Below are 19661 nucleotides of genomic sequence, written 5' to 3'. Positions count from 1 at the left end.
TGACTTATCGTGTAAATTTAACTTTTCCCTTGCAAAAGGGCCCTTGGCAGATTATAAAAAGGGGCTTATTAATTAGATGTTGAACAAGTTAAACGTAGGAGTCGATTGTGGCAAACCACAAATCTGCAAAGAAAAGATCTAGACAATCAATTGTTAGAAACGAAAGAAATACTGCAAGAAAAACTGCTGTTAAATCAGCTGTTAAGAACGTAAGAAACGCTATTGAAGCAGGTAAAAAAGAAGAAGCATCATCTCTTCTAGTAACTGCACAAAAGCTTCTTTCTCGTCTTTCTAAGCACGGTGTTATCAAAGGTAACGCTGCTGGTAGAAAAACGTCTAGACTAGCTAGCCAAATCAACAAACTTTAATCTTTTACGAAAGTTTGAATATATAAAAAGCGGAGAGACTTCTCCGCTTTTTGTGTTTGTGCTCATTTTTCAATATTCTTAATAAATTCTTATATTTCTAAAGACCTAAGTATTCTCTTCTTAGACAGTCTCTTAGCCAAAAGTCCTTAGACTTGGCCATAATCTCAAAGTTAATCATCTTTTGCTGAAAATCGATCAATTCGTTAAAGTCCCACTTGCGAGCAGCAAGTTGAATTCCTCTATCGTACTTGCTTGGCGACTTCTTAGCTGCCAAATACGAAGGATCAATAACTTTATTCACGTGTCCCTGAAAAGAACGGAAGAAATCGAGGTAGAGTCCAAAATCATCTTCAATTAGAAGTAGGTTTAAATAAAACCTTTTAAGATTTGATTGATTGAATAAATCGGCCTGATCAAAGAAGTCTAACTTCTTAACCTTAATTAATGACTTCGCCTTTTCAAGAGAGATTGCTCCCCTTTCATCAACATGGTGAGAAAGAATATGACAACAATTGAAATAGTCACTGGCATTATCTGGAACCGACTTCTCGATAAAGTTTTTAATTTGCGGTGAGATTTGAAAACCAAAGTACTTTGCGAATACATCGAGGTATTGGCCAAAGTGCCACGGCTTTGGAGCACTTAAAGAAAGTGCAGTTAAGTCATCTTTTGGAAAACCTTTTGGAAGCCTTCCCTTCGTTATAAAAATAATCGACTCATTAATTAAATTGCGATTATTATTAAAAGTTTCGAATGCATTTGCCTTAATATCTTGAGCATCAATAATGATGAATGGGCCAGAAGGGCCAAATAAACCACCTCCAGCTAAAAGCTCTTGCTCAATAAAGTCGAGACTAAACTCATGCGGCCAAAGTTTTTTTGCTTTCTTGGCCAAACTGTCACAAATAATTTTTGAGGTAAATTCATCTGGGACACTTAAGTGGTAGACACCTTCAAAAGCTTCCAAAATAGAAACAATCTTATCAATTCCGCTAAGTTCAAAGCTTTGCTTTTTAGAAGGCATAAAGAAGTACCTCTCTAAAATCTTCTCCAAAGTCCTTCGCATCATCTGCTAGAGACTTTTTAAATGTTCCTCTATTCTTAACACTTCTTAAAGGCGCAGAACTATCGATTCCTCCAACAGTGTTTTCAATGATATATGAACTATTGATAGAGAACTTCTTTGAGAAGATACTACGTGGAAATTGAGAATGATCTAATTTATAAAATGATTCATAGAATTTAATTTCTTCAAAATTTGGTTTTTTAAAGACACTAACTTCAACTTCAAAATTATAAGCACCTTCCGTTGAAAGATAGAAGGCATTCCTATTTCCACCAAGTTGATTCTTTTGATCATCACTCATCAGGGTATCACCCTGCTCTCTTACTTCCTTACCGGCCATTTTCTTACTTGTAATTTCCGCAAGTAAAATAGCATCACTGCGATAATTCTTTCCGGTACGAACTCTTAAGTTACTAAATGAAGATAATGTTTCAACGATTTGATCGGTATAGATTTGCGAAAGGCCAGTAATTCCCGTGTGATTCTTAACAACAAAAACTGTTACACTGTGAACACCTTGTGCCTCAAACGGATTACTTGAGTCACTAAAACGATACCCCGCACAAGAGCTCAATAAAACGACGCTGATAAGTATAAGAAACTTCATATTACTAATATGCCTAGGATTAATGGAATCGTCTATTACTTTGACTGTAAGAGCCTATTTAATATATGATGCATGCTGTGAAAAACCTCAAAGACATCCTCAAAGATATTGATACTGACGGGCAATTAGCACGTTACAAGAACTATGCTCCAAAGAAAAAAGGACTTGGAAGTGTGGATCTTTTTGACTTCCTCGATCTTTCAAATTCATGGGATAAAATTGTTGGTCCGAGGCTTTCACAATTTACAATTCCACTAAAGCTTAAGCACAAGTCACTGACAATTTTAACTTCTCACCCTGTCTATGCTCAACAACTAAAATATATGGAAACAGAAATTATCAAATCGATTGGTAATGTTCTGCCACAAACAAAAGGCCATATCACAAAAGTATTCTTCCAAGTTGATAATCAATATTTCACAAAGAAGAAGTCTGCAGTTGTTAAGAAAGAGCAAGTAAAGAAAGAAGTTGAAAATAGACTGCACCCTCAATCGCCCGAATACAAGGCCATTATGCAGGCAGCAGAGAATGAGTTTAGAGATATTGGTGACAAGGACCTTAAAGAATCGCTAAAGTCTTTATACTTTCAATTACGAACGAAGAAGTAAATAGATTGAAAAGGAACTGGCCTCACTTACCTTCTCAACTTGATACTTAAGTGAAAGCTCATCAATAACTTTGATACTGTCTTTATCCTCACGGCAAACAAAGAAGAATTTTCCATTAGCAGATAAAAGCTCAACACCTCTATTCAGAAGGCCCTTTAGTTGTCCATCTTTATACTCTCGGCAAATTCTTGCTCTTTCATCTTTTGGTGAACGGCCACTGGCGTGATGAAAGTATGGAGGATTCATTACAATTAGATCAAATCGATCTTGAGACTGTTCTAAGTTTTTTAGAATGTTACAAATATTGATATTGAAATCTGTATTAGGAAAGTATTCACTTACTTGGCCAATATTATTTTCAAGGTGCTTTCTGTAATCCTCTTGTAGTTCATAGAAATCAATAGAGCTCACCTTGAGAGAAGGGTCATCCATTAATTTTTGAATAATCTCAAGAGAGATAACACCACTGCCACAGCATAGGTCTGCAACTCTTCCAGGACTAATAGAGTTTTCAATAAGATAGTTAACGACGAGATTTGCTAGTTCAATTGAATCACGTGAAAAACGATAAAACTCAGGTTGAGAATAATTAGTAATTAATTCCATGCCTATCTAAAGTTTCGAGAATACTTTGAATATCCTCACCTTCACGAATAATCTTTGCACTAAGGCCAGAGATAAATACGATTGTTGAAGATTTACCACTTGGAACTAAAAACTCTGAACTAATGAAATTAGTTTCGGGACAATGTTTTTGCCAAAAAAGATTTGCCTCATCAGTATCACTAATTGGATCTTCTCCAGTTAGATTTAAACTCGTAGAAGTAATAAAGCCGGGAAAATCCTTTATGCATTCATCTATTATTTCATTTTGAATTACTCGAAAACATATATAATTTGTTTCATCAAATGGGCCTGATGGAAAACTAATCTTCAAACTGGCCTTAGGAATACCTACCGTAATTTGATACTTAAAAAGCTCGTCAAATAATTCATCTAAGCTTTCAGATCCGCTAAAGCTTTCTACTAGATTCTGTATATCATTTGTTAAGATACTTAAGGGCTTATTTATTGAAGTTCCCTTAATTTTAGCGATTAGCTCATAAGTCTCAATTTCAAATGGGTTTCCACCAATTCCCCATACTGTATCAGTGGGATAGATAAAGATATTTTTCATAGATCGACCATTATATTCTTAATTATATTTTCGTCCCTTTGACCTAGATATAGTAAATGAAACGCAATCCAGCTACTATTTTTTTCACTTAGCCTATTGGCCAAATATGTTCTTTCAATGCTAAATATTGGCCTTTCAAAAAATGAATCTTTCTTAACAAGCTCTCTTTTAAAAACAGGATTTCTTAGTCCCACCATTAACGCCATCATCTTCTCAAAATTATAGGACTTATATGAAGTTGCGACTTTATTAATTAAATCATCTCTCTTCTTACCAATATTGGGAATATTATATTCAAAAAGAATAATCCCATAATCATCGAAGCCTTGCATAGCTGGTGTATTAAAATAACGCTCAACAAGTTTCTGCTTCATCTTAAAGTCGTCAAGCTCTTGAACCCAAAATGGAGCGAGCTTAATTCCAAATTTATAACTTGATAGATCAAACTCCAGAGCAGATCCAAATGTTTGATTAAGAAGCTGTGTTAACTTTAATCGACTATCTCCTGTCGAGATATGAGTAAATTTTTTAAAAAGCATTAATTTATAAACTTCATCTATACTTGAGCTATTTACAATATCAAACACTCTCATCAGAGCGGCCTCATAACGAGCTCTGACCTGCTTTGGAATATTATCATTGATCCATACAGGGTAAAGTTCAATATTCCTCTTTAGGAGGTCAATGATGACTCCAGTGAGCCACTCTCCCTTATTAAGAGAAGACGCTATTACAATCTCTAGCACAAGCTGATGAAAATTACTTCTTTCTAATTTTTTTAAAAACTTTTGATGAGCAATATTTTTGCTATTAAATTTAATTTTGAGGGCCTTTTCTAACTCTTCGACCTGCTTAATTGAGCGGACCTCGCTCTTATTCTGCATAATAATATCAGAATAGAATAACTCCTGACATTTGGCCTGAAACTCAATCCACTGATTTGAAGACTGACCAGATGTTGTAAAGGCATAGATTAAATTAAATTCAAACTTTGAGATATTTGAACAATTAGCTGGCGGTGATTTTACAAACTCCGGTTTATATTCAACACCACTCAAAGATAAGTTGTAAGAAATATTAACGTAGTTTAAAAATATCTTTTTTTTTTATCTGCTTGAAACTCTTGTGCCAAAACTGTTGTTGTTGGCATCTTGAATTGCATCTGAGAGAAAAGATCTTTCCCTACTAATTTCGAATAAAATTTTGAGATAAAGAAAAGTAAAATAATAAGAACACCAATGGCCACATAAACGAAGCTATAGTCACTTTTTCTTTTCTTCTTTTTGGATTTACCTGATTTTTTCTTAGTTTTCTTTTTCTTAGGTCGAGGCATTTCAACGGCCTTCATTGGCTGTATATCGTCCTCTTCTTCATTTAAAACGGGTGCTGACTTAGGTAGTTCGGCCAGTTTTTCGCTCTCAAGAGCAAGTCTAGCATCTTCAGCAATATCATCAAGGTCCGACTTAAATTCAGAATCTTTCTGCGCACTGGCCTCTGCTTCAGCTTCCGCTACTAAAAGATCAATTTGGCTACCAGTTGAAGCCTCTTCTTTAACAAGAGAGATTGTAGATTGAGTGCTACCAATATCAGGAAAATCGAGATCATCATCACTTGGTAGAACAATTTCTTCTTCCTCTTCAACATTCATGGCCTGGGCAACCTCTGACATGCTTACGCCAGTGTCCATATCCTTTAGAGGACTTGTGCTTGCAGGAGCTGCAGGAACGTCATGCTGTGGAAGAGTGTTATTGCTATAATCAATTGGCTCAGGAAAATCGAGATCACCATCTTCAGGTAATACAATTTCTTCTCCATCTTCATTTGTATTAATTGAAATTATTCCACTCGCTGAAGTTTCAACTTCTGGAGTCGCTGGAATTACCTCTTCTGAGTCTTTCATTTTATCAACGATACCAGTGGTCTTTACTAGCTTTGTTACACTAGAGGCCACTTTCGTCTTTGCTTCAGAAACTGGATTGAAATTCTGCTCTTCTTCGCCAAATAAGTAACGATTCAATAAGTCGTCTTCTTTAATCCAAAACCAATAACCATTCCCACTACAGATTTCATCTTCGTCTGTAAGTGTTCCGTCTTGAACAAATTCGATAACTTTTTGTTTCGAAAGTGGGCCAAGAATCTTATTTGATTTTGTGCGAATTAGCCAATTTCTATTGTCCATCATCATCTATTTACTACATCCTATAGAAAAATTCCTATGAATCCTTTTAAGTCCTCGTCATTAAACTTAAGCCCAAGACTGTAAACCGCATGTGGGTCATTAATTAAATCCTCACCTTCGATTTTACCATAAAGTACGTTCCAAAGTTGTAAATCTAGACCGACACGAATATTTGGCCCTACATCTTCACGATAATCAAAAACTTCTAGTGTCGATACCAGACCATAATCATCAAAATTATAATCCACAGCAAATCCACCATAAGATTCAATTAGACCACCACGGAACGTCCAATTATCAATTCGACGTCCAAGCTGAAGGTTAAGAAGAACATCATTATACTTTCTCTTCTTCTCATCAACGGTAGTTGTTGTTCCACCAACTGTTGTTTCCGTAACTTTTCTTCTCTCTGGCCCAAACTCAGCCGTTGTTACACCAAGTAAGTAGAAGCGACCAGGTGAAGGAAAGATTCTAAGTTCAGCAGTTGTGTCAGTTTGCCCTGTCCCTGTATTTGCACCAGTGTAAACAGAGAATTGAGTGCGGATACTATCAACACGTCCAATAACTTTTTGAACACTTGCTAGAGTTGTTTTAACTTCATCAGCAATCTCTTCTTCAACTAAGAGCTTACCAACAGTCCCCTTTCCATCTTTAATATCTCTTACAAGATCTTGGAGGTCGGCCATCATGCGATCTGTTTTCTTTAAGATTTCCTTCACGTCTGCTACAGCACTTTCTGGCTCATTAGCATCTGTTTGAAAAGCAATCTGATCAGAGAAGGCTTCTAAGTTATTAACAATATTTTGAATTTTTTCATTATTGCGTCCAACGATATCATTTAGCTTGGCCGTCATCTCACGAGTATTTTCTAGAGTAAGTTGAACATCGCGAATGATCTTCTTCATGGCCGGCTCGCCACCTTCAGGAACAAATGACTCTTTAATACTACCAACAAGAGTCTTCACATCATGCATAACTTCAGTTGCATCTTTTAAGAGAGTTTCAATCCCCGCTTTTTCTTCTGCAATAATCTCTGAACCATCTGGAAGTATTTCTTTTGAGTTTTCAATATAAATCTCTAGATACTTATCACCAAGGAAACCAACAGAACGAATCTTAAGCTTTGATCCTCTTGTAATCCCTACTCTTGAAAGAACTTCAAAAGTAATTTCTGCTTTATTTCCAATAAGGCGGATATCCTTGATACGACCGGCATTAATACCGGCAACCTTAATTGGTGTTTTTGGAAAAATACCAGATGCATCGCTAACTGTTGTGTAGTACTCATTATATGTTCCAAATCCCGATTGATTTGAAGTTACAACAAGTGACATGACAACAACTGCTATCATGGCAGTTAGGGCCATCAGCCCTACTTTAAATTCATTCATTTTAACCCTCTTCCCTAGGCTTAGTACTTACAGATTAATAAACTCTTGCACGAGTGGGTGCTTTGAATTTCTAAACTCTTTTGCAGGTAAGTACTCAACAATATTACCACGATTTAGGAAGGCAACGTAGTCGGAAATTTCCAGCGTTGCTTTTACATCGTGAGAAATAATAATTGACGTTAATCCTATATCTTTATGTTTATGGCTTGTATCGACGATTAAGTCGTTGACCATTTTTGTCGTAATTGGATCCAGACCAGTAGTTGGTTCATCATAGAGCATTACTTGTGGACTCAAGGCAAGTGCTCTTGCAAGACCTACCCTTTTCCTCATCCCACCTGAAAGCTCACTTGGTAATTTATCAAATGAAATTTCTTGAAGGCCCACTGATTTAAGTAAACCAAATACCTTCTCTTCAATTTCCTTAGGACTCATTTTTGTGAACTCTTCTAATGGAAAGGCTACATTTTCATAAGTAGTCTTAGAATCAAATAAGGCCGCATATTGAAAAAGCATTCCGTAATTTTGGCGAAACTTTCTGAGCTCATCTTCTTCTAAGAGAGAAAGGTCTTTACCTAAAACTTCAATCTTTCCAGAAGTTGGATGATGGAGTCCTAGGATATGTTTTAAAAGAGTCGACTTACCAGCTCCTGAGAATCCCAGAATTGTTGTAATACTTCCTCTTTCAATATCAAAGCTAAGATCATTTAAAACTGTATGCTTTCCAAAAGTCTTAGTTAAGTTAGATATTTTTACTGACGAATCTTTAAAGTGTAACATTTTACATCACCTGCACTAAAAAGCTCGTTAAGAAATAGTCAAGAACGAGTACGGAGATCATTCCCCAAACAACAGCTAAGTTTGTTCCCTTACCTACACCTTGGGCCCCTTTCGTAACAGAGAAGCCAAAGTATGTTCCAATAACAGAAATAACAAAACCAAATACAGTTGCTTTAATAACTCCTTGGAAAATGTCTGAGACATACATGAACTGACCAAGCTTTGAGAGATAAATTGCATCATCAATTTTTAGCGCAATTGTTCCGACGATATAAGAACCAATATTTCCAACGAGTAAAAAGAAAATCGAAAGAAGCGGAAGAGAAAGTGTTCCTGCAACGATTCTTGGAACCGCAAGAAATTGAACACTACTAATTCCCATAACCTCAAGAGCATCAATTTGTTCTGTTACCTTCATCGTTCCAATCTGTGCGGCCATTGCGGCTCCAGCACGTCCTGCAACGATGAGCCCTGTTAAAACAGGTGCAAGCTCTTTTGCTAAAGTAATAGCAACAACCGGTCCAACTAATGAATCAACATTAATTAACTTGAAACCGAAATAGGTCTGATAGGCCATAACCATTCCTGTAAATGATCCGGCCAAGAAAATAATGAATAAACTTTTATTGCCAATGAAGTCCATCTGCTCAAAAAATAATTTAAAGCGATAAGGCCTTCTTGTTGCCCAATAGAAAAAGCTAACGATAAAATTCATTATCGTACCAAGGCCCGCTATATTTTTAATAAAGATGCGACCTAAGTTTTCATTAAAGATTACAAAACTTCTAAGTAAATAATTCATTACTGAAATTTTAAAGGAAAAAGAGTGAAACTGCTACTTACTGTCGATAAATTTTGGGAATTCTTTCTGTTAAGTGAATGAACACTTCATAAGGAATTGTCTTAGACTCAAGGCAAATATTAGAGAAGTTCTCACCTTCCTGATCCCAAACCACAAACCTCTCCCCATTTTTTATTTCGAGGTCTTGATTATTAAACAAAATTTGTCCCATATCCATATTCACTCGTCCCACAATCTGGCCGACTTCACTACCGTGTCTTAGGTGAACATTTTGATAACGAGTTGAGAACCCATCACCATAACCGAGGGCAAATATTCCGACGACCCCATCCGTTGGACATGGAGTTGCTCCATAGCCTATTGGGGTTCCACGATCAACTTTAAAGCTATTAATAAAAGTTGTTTCGAGCCTTGAAATTAACTTTCCTTGCCAGCAGCTTAAATGACTATATTGAGGAAGAAGTGAAGTTGGCCCATACATCATAAGCCCTGGTCTTACATGAGTTTCTTCTAGACCTACTTTCTGCTCGATTGCACCAGAGTTTGCTAGTGAGGACTTATCGATTTCAATTCCTGCGGCAGTTAATTGAGATTTTAATTCTCGCCAATTTTCCTTCTGCGCAAGATTTCTCTTATTCTTTATCATTGATAAACTTGAACTCGAGAAGTGAGACATTAAATGATAAATACTTTTTCTTCCGGATGCTTTAATTAGTTTAACCACTTCATCAACTCGATCAAGCCTTAAACCAAGACGATTCATTCCCGTGTTAAATTTTAAACACAGTGGAAAGTATCTAAAGTCTTCCTGCTCTAAGAAGTACTTCAAGTTTGATTCATTAGATAAAACTGGAATGATGCGGTTATTGAGATATATATCAGCTGCTTCTTGAAGATCGAGATTCACGTCAGAGAAGACGTAAACTTCAAACTCTCCGTTTGGTATTTCTTCACGAAGCCTTAAGGCTTCACCAATACTAGCACAACCAAATTCTTTTATTCCCAATTCAAAGTATGCAAATTTAACGATAGGAACCATTCCATGGCCATAGGCATTTGCCTTAACCATAAAAAGGGCCTCATTACTTGGACAAATTTCTTTTAGTAGTTGATAGTTACTTGCAAGATTTGAGACGTTAATCTCCATGCAACTTTTTATTCTCATAACGTGCTTTCTTGAAACGATCTCTTAGTTTTCAATTTCCTTGCAGTTGTTACCATTGAGTATTGAGAATATGGAACTTCAAAAACATTTAAAGACATTGAAAGAATTAAACTCTTATCTTTACCTGAGAAATACTTTGCTAAACGGATATTCTTACAAAGATCCTTCGTTGCCGCAAAGCTCTCATCAAAGAAGTCATTTTCAACATCTAAAATAATTGATTCAAAAGAGATATTATAAATATTTGATAAATTAGTTACCTGCGATAAGTTAATCTTCATATCGCGCCAAAATGTTTCCCAATCAAAATCAAAGTCAGATCTTAATTCTAGAAGGTCTGTAATTTCAGACGTATCGACTGCAATTAAGTTTCTCCCATGAGTTGTTTGAGAAATTTGCCCTAATAGCTCAAATGGCCCTTGAGCACTTGCGACTGCTGCCGAGTGAGTATTTGCATTCACGAGTTGAGAATAAACGCCACTTAACAGAGACTCCACCACTTGCCAGTTAAAATTAAATAAATAATCGCGGTCCACTTCAAGTGCGACAACAGTTGTAATATCTTCAGCGTTAGCAGACATTGCAAGAGTGACAACAGGATTATGAACAAGGTTAGAAACAATATTCTTAACCATATTCATTCCATTCTCATTAACACCGTTTAGTTTAATATGACCTAGCCAGATATCTGGGACATTAATATTTTTCATCCCATCGTACTTAACAGCACATAATTTATTTGTTTTACGATTAAGATCAAAGACTGTAATGCTTGTTACGAATTCTTGTGGTTCAAATACATTTGCAACTAATGATTTAAAGTCACTATTATCCTTATTAAAGTTTATCGAATCACAAACTTCAAAAAAGTCCTTTCCGTATAGAGTCTTTGTTCTTTCACTTTCAAGACTAGCAACTAATGCTTCTTGCTTATGACGATACTTATCGTGGAAAGTTTCAAATTGACTCACCTGTCTCATTAGTGCTGTTTTGCGATTGTATTGATCGAGAACACCACGAACCTGAACAAGCAGATCGAGTTCTGTAAAAATTGAGCCAAGACTTTCAATTTTTGCAACAGACTTAAGGTCAGAATTTGAGGCTACGATGAACACCCTTTGAACTTTCTTTAGCTCTGGGCGATCAAATAGAGATTGGCCTTCATAGTCCACATCTTGAGCGCGCACTAAAACTAAGTCATATTCTCTTTGAATATGAGATATTAGAAATGCATTAGCATCATCAAATGAATCGATAAGAATATTAATATTTTTAAAGATTTTAGAAAATCCCTTACAATCTTCAATCATTGAAGAAAGAATGGCTACTTTTGGACTAATCATTGTCATGGCGCAAAAACTCCTTCTAAGGACATAACATCGTCTAAAATCGTATCAAAATACAAGGCTTATAGCAATTTTAAGAGCTCTTCTACTGTATTTATTTCTTGAATTTGGGCCTGAGTTAGAAATAGATCACTTTTTTCATAGCGTGGAATTCGTTTTTCATAAAGATCCTTCATGAAATCCATACCATTCTTTGCCAATGGGCGATTACCATCTTTTTTAAGCCTCTCCCAGCACTCTTCAAAAGTACTTTGAATATAAACAAGTTTTCCGCCAATTTCAGAGATAAAATCAACAACATCTTGCTCATCAAGTGCACCGGCCCCTAGTGAGATAAGGTAGTCATCTTTCATATTCTGGTGAAGAAGCTTAATCATATCAATTTCGTCTTTGCGAAATTCATCGATTCCAATGTCTTGGATATACTCAGCTAGTGAGTCATACCCAGTCCCCATGCGATTAAAGATTTCCTCATCTAAGTCAAATACTTGAAATTGATCATCCTTAGATAATTTCTCACCAAATGTTGTTTTGCCGGCTCCAGAAAAGCCCGTTAGAAAGATTCTCATAAGTAAAAAAGTACACGATTACGTTCATAATGTCCTAATTTTCTTGCCTTTTGGCCCTTCGCAATATAAACAGAGAGTTCAAATGACAGAGGATAAAATGCAAATCGTAAATAAAGATAATACATTCTTGAAAGACTCAACGATTCTTATCTCTCGTGTTGGTGACGAGTTTGAAACTTACCAACTAACTGATAAGAATAATGAATGGGTAAAATCAATTCTTGATGGCATCACAAAGGACTTCGATCCGGAAGTTAAGCCTGAAGGCTTTGAGCACTTAAATGTTGAGCTTCAACTAAAGAATGCTCGTGACTATACTTTTGGAGAGCACCTTATTGTAAAAGGAAAAGCTTCTGGAGCCTATACAGCAACTTGTGTTCGCTGTTTACTAGACACTCCACAAGAGTTTGAAACTGAATTTACATGTGCTTTCATTAATAAGAGATATGAAGACGACCCAGAGTATGAAGAAGTCGACGAAATTTATATTTCAGATGAAACGGCCGATATGTTTTTTCATGACAGAGGTAAGGCAGATTTAAGAGAAGCAGTAGCTGAAAACTGCTTTTTGGCCATAAATCACTACCCAGTTCATGACGCAGATTGCAAAGGTCTTTGCCAAACTTGTGGAGTCGACCTAAATACAGACAGTTGCGGACATAGCAATTAATTTGGCCTAACTTTTAGGCTTGTAATAATGAAGTGAGTAAGGTAATAAAGTAAGCTCATAATTGTAGTTAAAAATTGAAGTTGAATATAACGGAGTAGAAAATGGCAGTACCTAAGAAGAAGACAAGTGTTTCAAGAAAAGGCCTAAGAAGAGCTGGACAAACACACAAGCTTTACGCGAACAATGTAGTTGTAGCTGATTCAACAACTGGTGAACTAACGAAGAAAGGATGTATCTCTCCATCTGGTTATTGGAAAGGTAAGAAAGTCTTCGCTACGAAAGCAGATAGAGAAGAAGTAGAAGAATAAGATAATTTATTATTTTTCATATAAGAAAGCCCACTCGTCGAGTGGGCTTTTTGCGTTTTTACAGGGTTCCAGCAGACTTTTACGTAAGCGATGCGTTGTCTCAATAATGCCGTGCTTACGTAAAAGTCTGCTGGAACCTAATAAAAATCAGTTTGACCCATCAAACTTTCTTTTAGTATAAACTAACTACACAAACTAAGAGAGAGACACATGAGATTACTTTTAACAATTGCATTCGTTTTTAATACATTTGCACTATCACCTCTAGATGAAGCACTTTCCAAGCTCATCAAAAAACACAACTTAACTTCCCTACCTCAATCACAATTACAAAATCAAAATGAAGTGATTCTAGGTTCAAGATTATTTGCAGAGGTTCGCCTTAGTGGAAATAAAGATATTACATGCATGCATTGTCATCATCCAATGCTGGGAACAGGAGACAATATTCCATTCTCGATTGGTACAGGTGGTGCAGGACTTGGAAAAAGTCGCATTCAAGACGGTAAAGGCCTCATTATCAAGCGCCATGCACCAGCATTAATCAATCTTGGCTACGATGAAATCACAGATATGTTTTGGGACGGAAGAGTTCATGTTGACTGGACTAAGGGAGAATTCAAAACTCCAAGTAAGGAACTTAATGCTAAGACAGAATTAAATAAGAAAATTCGCAATGCTCTGGCCGCGCAAGTTATCTTTCCACTTCTTTCAGTTGAAGAGATGTTAGGAAAGAATAATGAAATCGCTTCTCAAAAAGGTGACCTTGCAAAATGGGATGCATATGTTGATCGTCTTTTAAATGGCTCTAAGAATGCCATGTACCAAAACCTTTTTAAGAGAGCATATCCGAAAGACTTCAAGGCCGGTAAAATTGATATCTCACACGTCGCCAACGCACTTGCGGCCTTCATCACAAGAAACTTCAATCTTGTTGATACGCCTTATGATGAATACTTAAATGGTGATCTTAGTGCATTAAATGATTCTGAAAAAAGAGGGCTTAAAACTTTCTTAGACAAAGGCGCTTGTATCAATTGCCACAGTGGCCAGCATTTAACAGACTGGGATTATAAATCAATTGGGTTGCCTCAGATTGGGCCAATTAGCGCAACGTCCACTCTAAATGACAAAGGACGATTTGAAGTAACAGGCAATAAAGCGGATCAATATAATTTCAGGACACCACCCCTTAGAAATATACACTTATCTGCTCCATATATGCACAACGGTGTTTACGAGACCCTAGAAGAGGTTGTTGATCACTATAATCACACTCGCCCAGCAATAAAAAACTATATTGTTAACGAAGTAACTCAAGGTCATTACGAAGAAAAAATCATTAAAGATGAAAATTTTATTAACAATAAATTGCGATATCAGTTAATAAGCGATGACGATATTAGGCGTCCTCTACAGCTAACGGAGGATGAGAAGGCAGATCTTGTTCAATTCCTAAAGACAGGATTGTCTTCACGCCGTCTACAAAGGCTTGAAGAAGCTTCTAAACTTTTAAAATGAACATAGGGCCACAAACGTGGCCTTTTTTTGTAAAATTGACCAAAAAACACACAGTGTCAAATAATAACGCCCCTGCCCTTCCCCATCATTGTTATACTCAATAAAATAGGCGCAATTTTTTATTACCAAGATTAGGAATTTAAATGGATATTAAAGTAAAAATTAAAGGAACTGGAATCTACGCTCCAAAAGAAGTTAGAACAAATGTCGATCTAGAAAGTATGGTCGAAACAAGTGATGAATGGATTTATGAAAGAACGGGAATTCGTCAACGTCATATTTGCTCAACAGAAGGCGGCGAGTGGCCAAGTGATATGGCCTACCATGCAACTCAAGATGCATTAAAAGCAGCAAACCTTGAACCGAATGATATTGATATGATTATCTTCGCTTCAGTTACTCCAGATTATAAACTTCCAAATACAGCTTGTATTCTTCAACAAAAATTAGGAATCACAAATAAGTGTGCGGCAATTGATATCGCAGCAGCTTGTTCTGGATTTGTTTACGGTTTAAATATGGTAACAGGACTGATTCGCATGGGTGCAATTAAGAATGCACTTGTTGTTGGCTCTGAAATGCTATCAAGAGAAGTTAACTGGGAAGATCGTAACACTTGTATTCTTTTTGGAGATGGTTGTGGTGTTGCTATTGTTGGTGCAAATGAAGATGGTGATGATTCAGATATCCTATCACTTGAACTAGGTGCAGATGGTGCAGGGAAAGAATTCTTTGACCAACCAGTTGGTGGAGCAGTTGATCCAATCACAGCTCAACACTTAAACGAGAGAACTCACTATATGCAAATGAAAGGTAAAGAAATGTTCCGTGTAGCAACGAGAACTCTTGCCGAAAATGCAAAGAAAGTTTTAGAAAAAGCAGGTAAAGACCTTGAAGAAGTTGATTGGTTAATTCCTCACCAAGCAAACGTGAGAATTATCGAAACAACTGGAAAGCTTCTAGGAATTAATCCTGAAAAAGTTATTGTTAATATTGATAAATATGCAAATACATCAGCTGCAACTGTTCCAATCGCAATGCACGAAGCAATTGTTGATGGAAGAATCAAGCGTGGTCAGCTATTATTGCTAGATGCATTTGGTGCAGGTTTAACTAGTGGAGCAACTCTACTTAGGTATTAATTAAGGTTTTATATTATGAAAAAAGTTGTTTTGATTTTCCCTGGTCAGGGATCACAATACGTAGGAATGGGAAAGAGTCTTGAAGGACACCCATCATTTGAATTACTTGAAAAAGCAAACAGTGCTCTTGGCTACAATCTTTCAAAGATTATGCTTGAAGGCCCTGAACAAGAGCTTACACTTACTCAAAATACACAACCAGCAATCCTAACTTACTCAATTGGTCTTTTTCAAAAAGCTAAAGAGATTTTAGATGAAGCTGGCGTTGAGGTTTCATGTGTACTTGGACACTCTGTTGGTGAGTACCCTGCTCTTGTTGCAGCAGGTGCGCTAAGCTTTGAAGATGCTCTAAGATCTGTTCACAATCGTGGTAAATACATGCAAGAAGCTGTTCCTGCGGGAATGGGAAAAATGTATGCCGTTATGAGAGTTCCTGCTGAAATCGTTGAAAAGGCATGCAAAGAAGTTTCAACAGAAGGTAACGAAGTTATGCCTGCCAACTTTAATGAGCCAGGGCAAATCGTTATTTCAGGACATGCAGATGCCTGTGACAAGGCCGTTGCTTGGATCTCAGAAAACTTCTCAGACCCACATAAGACAGTTGAATTAAAAGTTAGTGCACCATTCCACTCTAGCCTAATGAAGCCGGCCAGAGAGAATATGGCAGCATTTTTTAATGACGTAACTTTTAATAAAACGACAATTCCTTATATTGCCAATATTGACGCCAAAAAGTATCAAATTGGTACAGACGGTGAAGTTGTAAAAGAGAACCTGATCAAGCAAATTGATGGTTCAGTTCTTTGGACTCAAAGTTTTGCAAGCCTAGACGATGACACTCTTTGTGTTGAGGTTGGGCCAGGACGAGTTCTAATGGGACTAGCAAGAAAGATTAACCGTAACATCAAAGTTATCTCACTTGATAAAGAAGGTGCTTTTGATGAGCTTAAGGAAGCTTTAAACTCATAGGAGCAAATATGATTGCAACTTATAATGATTTAAAAAATAAAAGAGTATTAGTAACTGGCGCAAGCCGTGGTATCGGGCTAGATATTGCAAAATCACTAGCTGCCCAAGGTGCTCACGTAATCTTCAACTACCGTGAAGGGAAAGAAGATGTAGCTAAAGAAGTAGAGTCTCAACTTAAAGAGCTTGGTGCTTCAAATGTAACGGGACTAATGTTTGATCTTAATAATGAAGAACAAATGAAGACTGCCGTAAATGACTTCGTAAAAGAGTTTGGTCCAGTTGAAGGTCTTGTAAACAACGCTGGTGTTTCAAAAGACACTCTTCTTCTAAGAACAAGAAAAGCAGATCTTGACGCAGTAATTGATACGAACCTTAAGGGTGCAATCATGCTAACAAGTATCTGTTCACGTGGATTCTTAAAAGCTGAAAATGTATCGATTGTTAATATGAGCTCAGTTGTTGGTCTTATGGGAAATGTTTCTCAAACGGCCTATGCAGCATCTAAGGCAGGTTTAATTGGTGCAACGAAGTCAATTGCGAAAGAATTAGCTAGCCGCAACATTCGCTGTAACGCAATCTGTCCAGGTTTTATTCAAACTGATATGACTGATGCCCTTGAAGAAAAAGCGAAAGAAGCCTATATTGCTTCGATTCCAACTTCACGCTTTGGGTCAACTGAAGATGTATCAAATCTTGTGTGTTTTCTACTTAGCCAAGCGTCAGGATATATTACAGGTGAAGTTATTAAAATTGACGGTGGACTTTATATCTAGAAAAATATTAATATACTAAAATTAAATTTTTATATAAGAGAGAGAAATTGAGTTTATAACTTAATATATTTATTAGGAGACAAATATGGAACAAAAAGTAATTCAACTAGTAGCGGATCAAACAAAAATCGATATCGCAAAAATCAATGCTACAACTTCATTCGTAGACGATCTAAACCTAGACTCACTAGACATCGTTGAACTTATGATGAAAATGGAAGACGAATTTGATATTCAAATTCCAGAAGAAGATGCAGAAGGTCTTAAGTCTGTTCAAGACGTTGTTAAGTACCTAGAGTCTAAGCAATAATCAAAAATTAATTCTTAGATAAAAAAAGCCTGCGTATTGCAGGCTTTCTTTTTAAAAATTTTTACAACTTTTAATCTGAAAAGTTTTGTAATCGTACTTAATCTCAACCTTCTCTTTTGACTTAATTGCCTTTTGAAAGCACTTCGCATCTTTTTTACTCGCTCGGTAAAAGGGAGCACTCTCCACGAAGCTAACAGTAATTTCATCTTTCTCTAACTTAAAAGTTGAGACATGGTATTGTGATGTGGCCAGATTGGCCGCATAAGTAGATACAAAGCTTAGTAATGTACAAAGAATTATTTTTTTCATTTTACTTATTCCTAAAGAATTCTCTTCTCATAATTTGCTAGTAGTTCCTTAGCTGCCTTTGATCTTGCTTCACGGCTCATCATATTGGCCGCAGTTTGTGGGTGATATGATTCCCTACTAGCAATTCCAAAAGCAGTCTTACCTACACTCACAGCATCTAAACTTGGAGGAAAGCCCACATGATCGACCTTAGAAGCATCTGCTCCCATTGTCTCTAGCCACTCATTAACATGAATCGGTTTTGAAGCAATAGCAGGATCAATGATCATCTTTGAAACTCCGCCTCTTCCATTATCAACATAAACAACAGGTGCCGTATGATAACTCCAGTAAGGATATTGCTGATTAGGAATTTTAAGTTTTCCTGATGCCCAGGCCTTATCTGCGATAACACCTTCTTCTTCAAACATATTAACCATAAGTTCTGAACGAGCATAGCATCCGTCTTGTACGTACTGCCAGGCCATCCCTTCCATTGCACGGGCCTTCTTAAAAAGCTCATTTGCTTTTTGAATCGAGATAACACCACTAGCACGTGGACGATAGTCTTGAACTTTTTCATATGAATCAGCAGCATAGTAACTATCACCATCGCGACAGCTATTCTTTGGTAAGAACTGGCGATTGATATACTGGCTATTGATATTTCCGTTTACGACATCAACAAGATGAACGAAGTCTAAATTATCTCTTTCGCGCACCGATTGCCTTCCAAGGCCGATAATATCTCCCTGAATCTCTTTTGGACAATGAGGAAGAACTGTTTTTAGGTAGTCGCTAAATCCAGCATCCTGCATGCTGAAGAAAGTTGTGGAGTTGTGCCCCATCGCTTCAGGTGCCTTTCTTTGAACAGTAAGACGTGACTTCTCATACTCTTCATTTCTCTCAATAACAGCACCACCAAGAGTACGAGCATACTTGATATAACTATCGTTCTTAGTGAACTGAGCATTACCTCTCGTATCGCGAGAGTAATTGATAGGCATATACACATTACGAGCTGGATCAAAGATTATGTAGTGATTATCGCCACACTTTTTAATAGTACACTTAGTGGCCATCTCACACTGATGATTTTTGTTATTATTATCTTGGACCCACATCTTTGTGTATGCTTGAGTCACCTTTTCATTTTGATTTTCAATATCGTCTTCAACACCTTCTAAGATATTCTGTAGGCTATCCCTAATTTCTTCTTGGGAAGGATCAATATTTCTAATAAGTGAGAAGATAGATTTTTGGGCCTCATCCATTGCTTGGATACGAGCGGCCGGTGTATCAAATTCTTGTACTGCTCTTTGAGAAACAAATTGCTTACTATTGGCATTATGAAAAATAATTTCTTTTCCATCGCTAATCGTCCTAACAGGAAAAAGCTCAGTTTCCTTGGTGCTTCCATTGCGATAAATCCCAAATAGGTGACCACTTTGATTTCGCTGAAGAACGACCTGTGAGTCGCCATCTTCACAAATGACAACCGGAACTTCTGCGGGAGCATTACAGCTGTCAAAGCGCATATCATTGGCAAATTCAACGGAAACCTTTGCGCCAAAAGTGTAAACAGATAAAATTGATAAAATTAATAGGTTAATCTTTTTCAT

23 protein-coding genes are annotated in these 19661 nt (G+C 36.8%); 9 read left to right on the top strand and 14 right to left on the bottom strand.

Features of this window, described 5'->3' with window-relative positions; all coding sequences use genetic code 11:
- The first annotated feature begins 107 nt into the window (after positions 1 to 107).
- Positions 108 to 368, top strand: coding sequence for a 30S ribosomal protein S20 (gene rpsT / locus ABMA72_RS11955; protein WP_021268462.1), 261 nt, complete (start codon positions 108 to 110; stop codon positions 366 to 368).
- Between the two features lie 97 nt (positions 369 to 465).
- On the opposite strand, the gene ABMA72_RS11950 is transcribed toward rpsT, so the two are convergent.
- A complete protein-coding gene (locus ABMA72_RS11950; RefSeq protein WP_393057248.1) occupies positions 466 to 1422 on the bottom strand; it encodes a hypothetical protein in 957 nt (318 codons plus the stop codon).
- A complete protein-coding gene (locus ABMA72_RS11945; protein WP_392858522.1) occupies positions 1382 to 2041 on the bottom strand; it encodes a hypothetical protein in 660 nt (219 codons plus the stop codon). Before ABMA72_RS11945 ends, ABMA72_RS11950 begins: the two co-directional genes overlap by 41 nt.
- Positions 2042 to 2118: 77 nt before the next feature.
- Between ABMA72_RS11945 and ABMA72_RS11940 the strand changes: the two genes are divergently transcribed.
- On the top strand, positions 2119 to 2649 hold the full coding sequence (locus ABMA72_RS11940) for a DUF721 domain-containing protein (RefSeq protein ID WP_198011897.1): 531 nt from the start codon (positions 2119 to 2121) through the stop codon (positions 2647 to 2649).
- On the opposite strand, the gene ABMA72_RS11935 is transcribed toward ABMA72_RS11940, so the two are convergent.
- Genes ABMA72_RS11935 through ABMA72_RS11890 form a run of 10 tightly spaced genes read right to left on the bottom strand, consistent with a single transcriptional unit; the run spans position 2632 to position 12058 of the window.
- A complete protein-coding gene (locus ABMA72_RS11935) occupies positions 2632 to 3255 on the bottom strand; it encodes a methyltransferase (RefSeq protein ID WP_393057246.1) in 624 nt (207 codons plus the stop codon). The two genes, ABMA72_RS11940 and ABMA72_RS11935, sit on opposite strands and share 18 nt — an antisense overlap.
- Positions 3239 to 3826, bottom strand: a complete 588-nt coding sequence (locus ABMA72_RS11930) for an L-threonylcarbamoyladenylate synthase (RefSeq protein ID WP_392858517.1) — start codon at positions 3824 to 3826, stop codon at positions 3239 to 3241. Before ABMA72_RS11930 ends, ABMA72_RS11935 begins: the two co-directional genes overlap by 17 nt.
- On the bottom strand, positions 3823 to 4884 hold the full coding sequence (locus ABMA72_RS11925) for a hypothetical protein (RefSeq protein ID WP_392858514.1): 1062 nt from the start codon (positions 4882 to 4884) through the stop codon (positions 3823 to 3825). Before ABMA72_RS11925 ends, ABMA72_RS11930 begins: the two co-directional genes overlap by 4 nt.
- Positions 4885 to 4913: 29 nt before the next feature.
- On the bottom strand, positions 4914 to 6011 hold the full coding sequence (locus ABMA72_RS11920) for a hypothetical protein (protein ID WP_393057244.1): 1098 nt from the start codon (positions 6009 to 6011) through the stop codon (positions 4914 to 4916).
- A gap of 14 nt (positions 6012 to 6025) precedes the next feature.
- The gene (locus ABMA72_RS11915) at positions 6026 to 7396 is read right to left on the bottom strand and encodes an MlaD family protein (protein WP_392858510.1); all 1371 of its coding nucleotides are present in this window, start codon (positions 7394 to 7396) and stop codon (positions 6026 to 6028) included.
- Between the two features lie 27 nt (positions 7397 to 7423).
- Positions 7424 to 8176, bottom strand: a complete 753-nt coding sequence (locus ABMA72_RS11910; RefSeq protein ID WP_392858509.1) for an ABC transporter ATP-binding protein — start codon at positions 8174 to 8176, stop codon at positions 7424 to 7426.
- 1 nt (position 8177) lies between these two features.
- Positions 8178 to 8978, bottom strand: a complete 801-nt coding sequence (locus tag ABMA72_RS11905; RefSeq protein WP_392858507.1) for an MlaE family ABC transporter permease — start codon at positions 8976 to 8978, stop codon at positions 8178 to 8180.
- Positions 8979 to 9015: 37 nt separating this feature from the next.
- Entirely contained in the window at positions 9016 to 10143 is a 1128-nt protein-coding gene (gene alr, locus ABMA72_RS11900) for an alanine racemase (RefSeq protein ID WP_392858505.1), read from the bottom strand.
- The gene (locus ABMA72_RS11895; protein ID WP_392858503.1) at positions 10140 to 11492 is read right to left on the bottom strand and encodes a hypothetical protein; all 1353 of its coding nucleotides are present in this window, start codon (positions 11490 to 11492) and stop codon (positions 10140 to 10142) included. The genes alr and ABMA72_RS11895 overlap by 4 nt, the downstream gene beginning before the upstream one ends.
- 59 nt (positions 11493 to 11551) lie before the next feature.
- Positions 11552 to 12058, bottom strand: coding sequence for a shikimate kinase (locus tag ABMA72_RS11890; RefSeq protein ID WP_392858501.1), 507 nt, complete (start codon positions 12056 to 12058; stop codon positions 11552 to 11554).
- Positions 12059 to 12140: 82 nt separating this feature from the next.
- On the opposite strand from ABMA72_RS11890, the gene ABMA72_RS11885 reads away from it, so the two are divergent.
- The 7 genes from ABMA72_RS11885 to acpP all read left to right on the top strand — a co-directional run bounded on the left by ABMA72_RS11885 (position 12141) and on the right by acpP (position 17751).
- Complete coding sequence (locus ABMA72_RS11885) at positions 12141 to 12728, top strand: YceD family protein (RefSeq protein WP_393057242.1); 588 nt, start codon at positions 12141 to 12143, stop codon at positions 12726 to 12728.
- A 101-nt stretch (positions 12729 to 12829) separates the two neighbouring features.
- Positions 12830 to 13036, top strand: a complete 207-nt coding sequence (gene rpmF / locus ABMA72_RS11880) for a 50S ribosomal protein L32 (protein WP_103217831.1) — start codon at positions 12830 to 12832, stop codon at positions 13034 to 13036.
- 210 nt (positions 13037 to 13246) lie between these two features.
- Positions 13247 to 14557 (top strand): cytochrome-c peroxidase, encoded by a 1311-nt coding sequence (locus ABMA72_RS11875; RefSeq protein WP_393057240.1) that lies wholly within the window; start codon positions 13247 to 13249, stop codon positions 14555 to 14557.
- Between the two features lie 143 nt (positions 14558 to 14700).
- Positions 14701 to 15699: a beta-ketoacyl-ACP synthase III gene (locus tag ABMA72_RS11870; protein WP_392858494.1), complete on the top strand. Its 999-nt coding sequence runs from the start codon at positions 14701 to 14703 to the stop codon at positions 15697 to 15699.
- Between the two features lie 15 nt (positions 15700 to 15714).
- Positions 15715 to 16668, top strand: a complete 954-nt coding sequence (gene fabD / locus ABMA72_RS11865; RefSeq protein ID WP_392858493.1) for an ACP S-malonyltransferase — start codon at positions 15715 to 15717, stop codon at positions 16666 to 16668.
- A gap of 8 nt (positions 16669 to 16676) precedes the next feature.
- Entirely contained in the window at positions 16677 to 17441 is a 765-nt protein-coding gene (fabG, locus tag ABMA72_RS11860) for a 3-oxoacyl-ACP reductase FabG (RefSeq protein WP_392858491.1), read from the top strand.
- Positions 17442 to 17526: 85 nt separating this feature from the next.
- The gene (gene acpP / locus ABMA72_RS11855) at positions 17527 to 17751 is read left to right on the top strand and encodes an acyl carrier protein (protein ID WP_021268262.1); all 225 of its coding nucleotides are present in this window, start codon (positions 17527 to 17529) and stop codon (positions 17749 to 17751) included.
- A 51-nt stretch (positions 17752 to 17802) separates the two neighbouring features.
- Here acpP and ABMA72_RS11850 read toward each other — a convergent pair whose 3' ends face one another.
- Both ABMA72_RS11850 and ABMA72_RS11845 read right to left on the bottom strand, forming a co-directional pair.
- Positions 17803 to 18060, bottom strand: a complete 258-nt coding sequence (locus ABMA72_RS11850) for a hypothetical protein (RefSeq protein ID WP_393057238.1) — start codon at positions 18058 to 18060, stop codon at positions 17803 to 17805.
- 11 nt (positions 18061 to 18071) lie between these two features.
- Complete coding sequence (locus tag ABMA72_RS11845) at positions 18072 to 19661, bottom strand: protein-glutamine glutaminase family protein (protein ID WP_393057236.1); 1590 nt, start codon at positions 19659 to 19661, stop codon at positions 18072 to 18074.

It is taken from the genome of Halobacteriovorax sp. CON-3 (genome assembly GCF_043196995.1).
GTDB lineage: Bacteria > Bdellovibrionota > Bacteriovoracia > Bacteriovoracales > Bacteriovoracaceae > Halobacteriovorax_A.
Note: the sequence above shows the minus strand (reverse complement) of the source record. Positions and strands in the feature narration are given on the sequence as shown.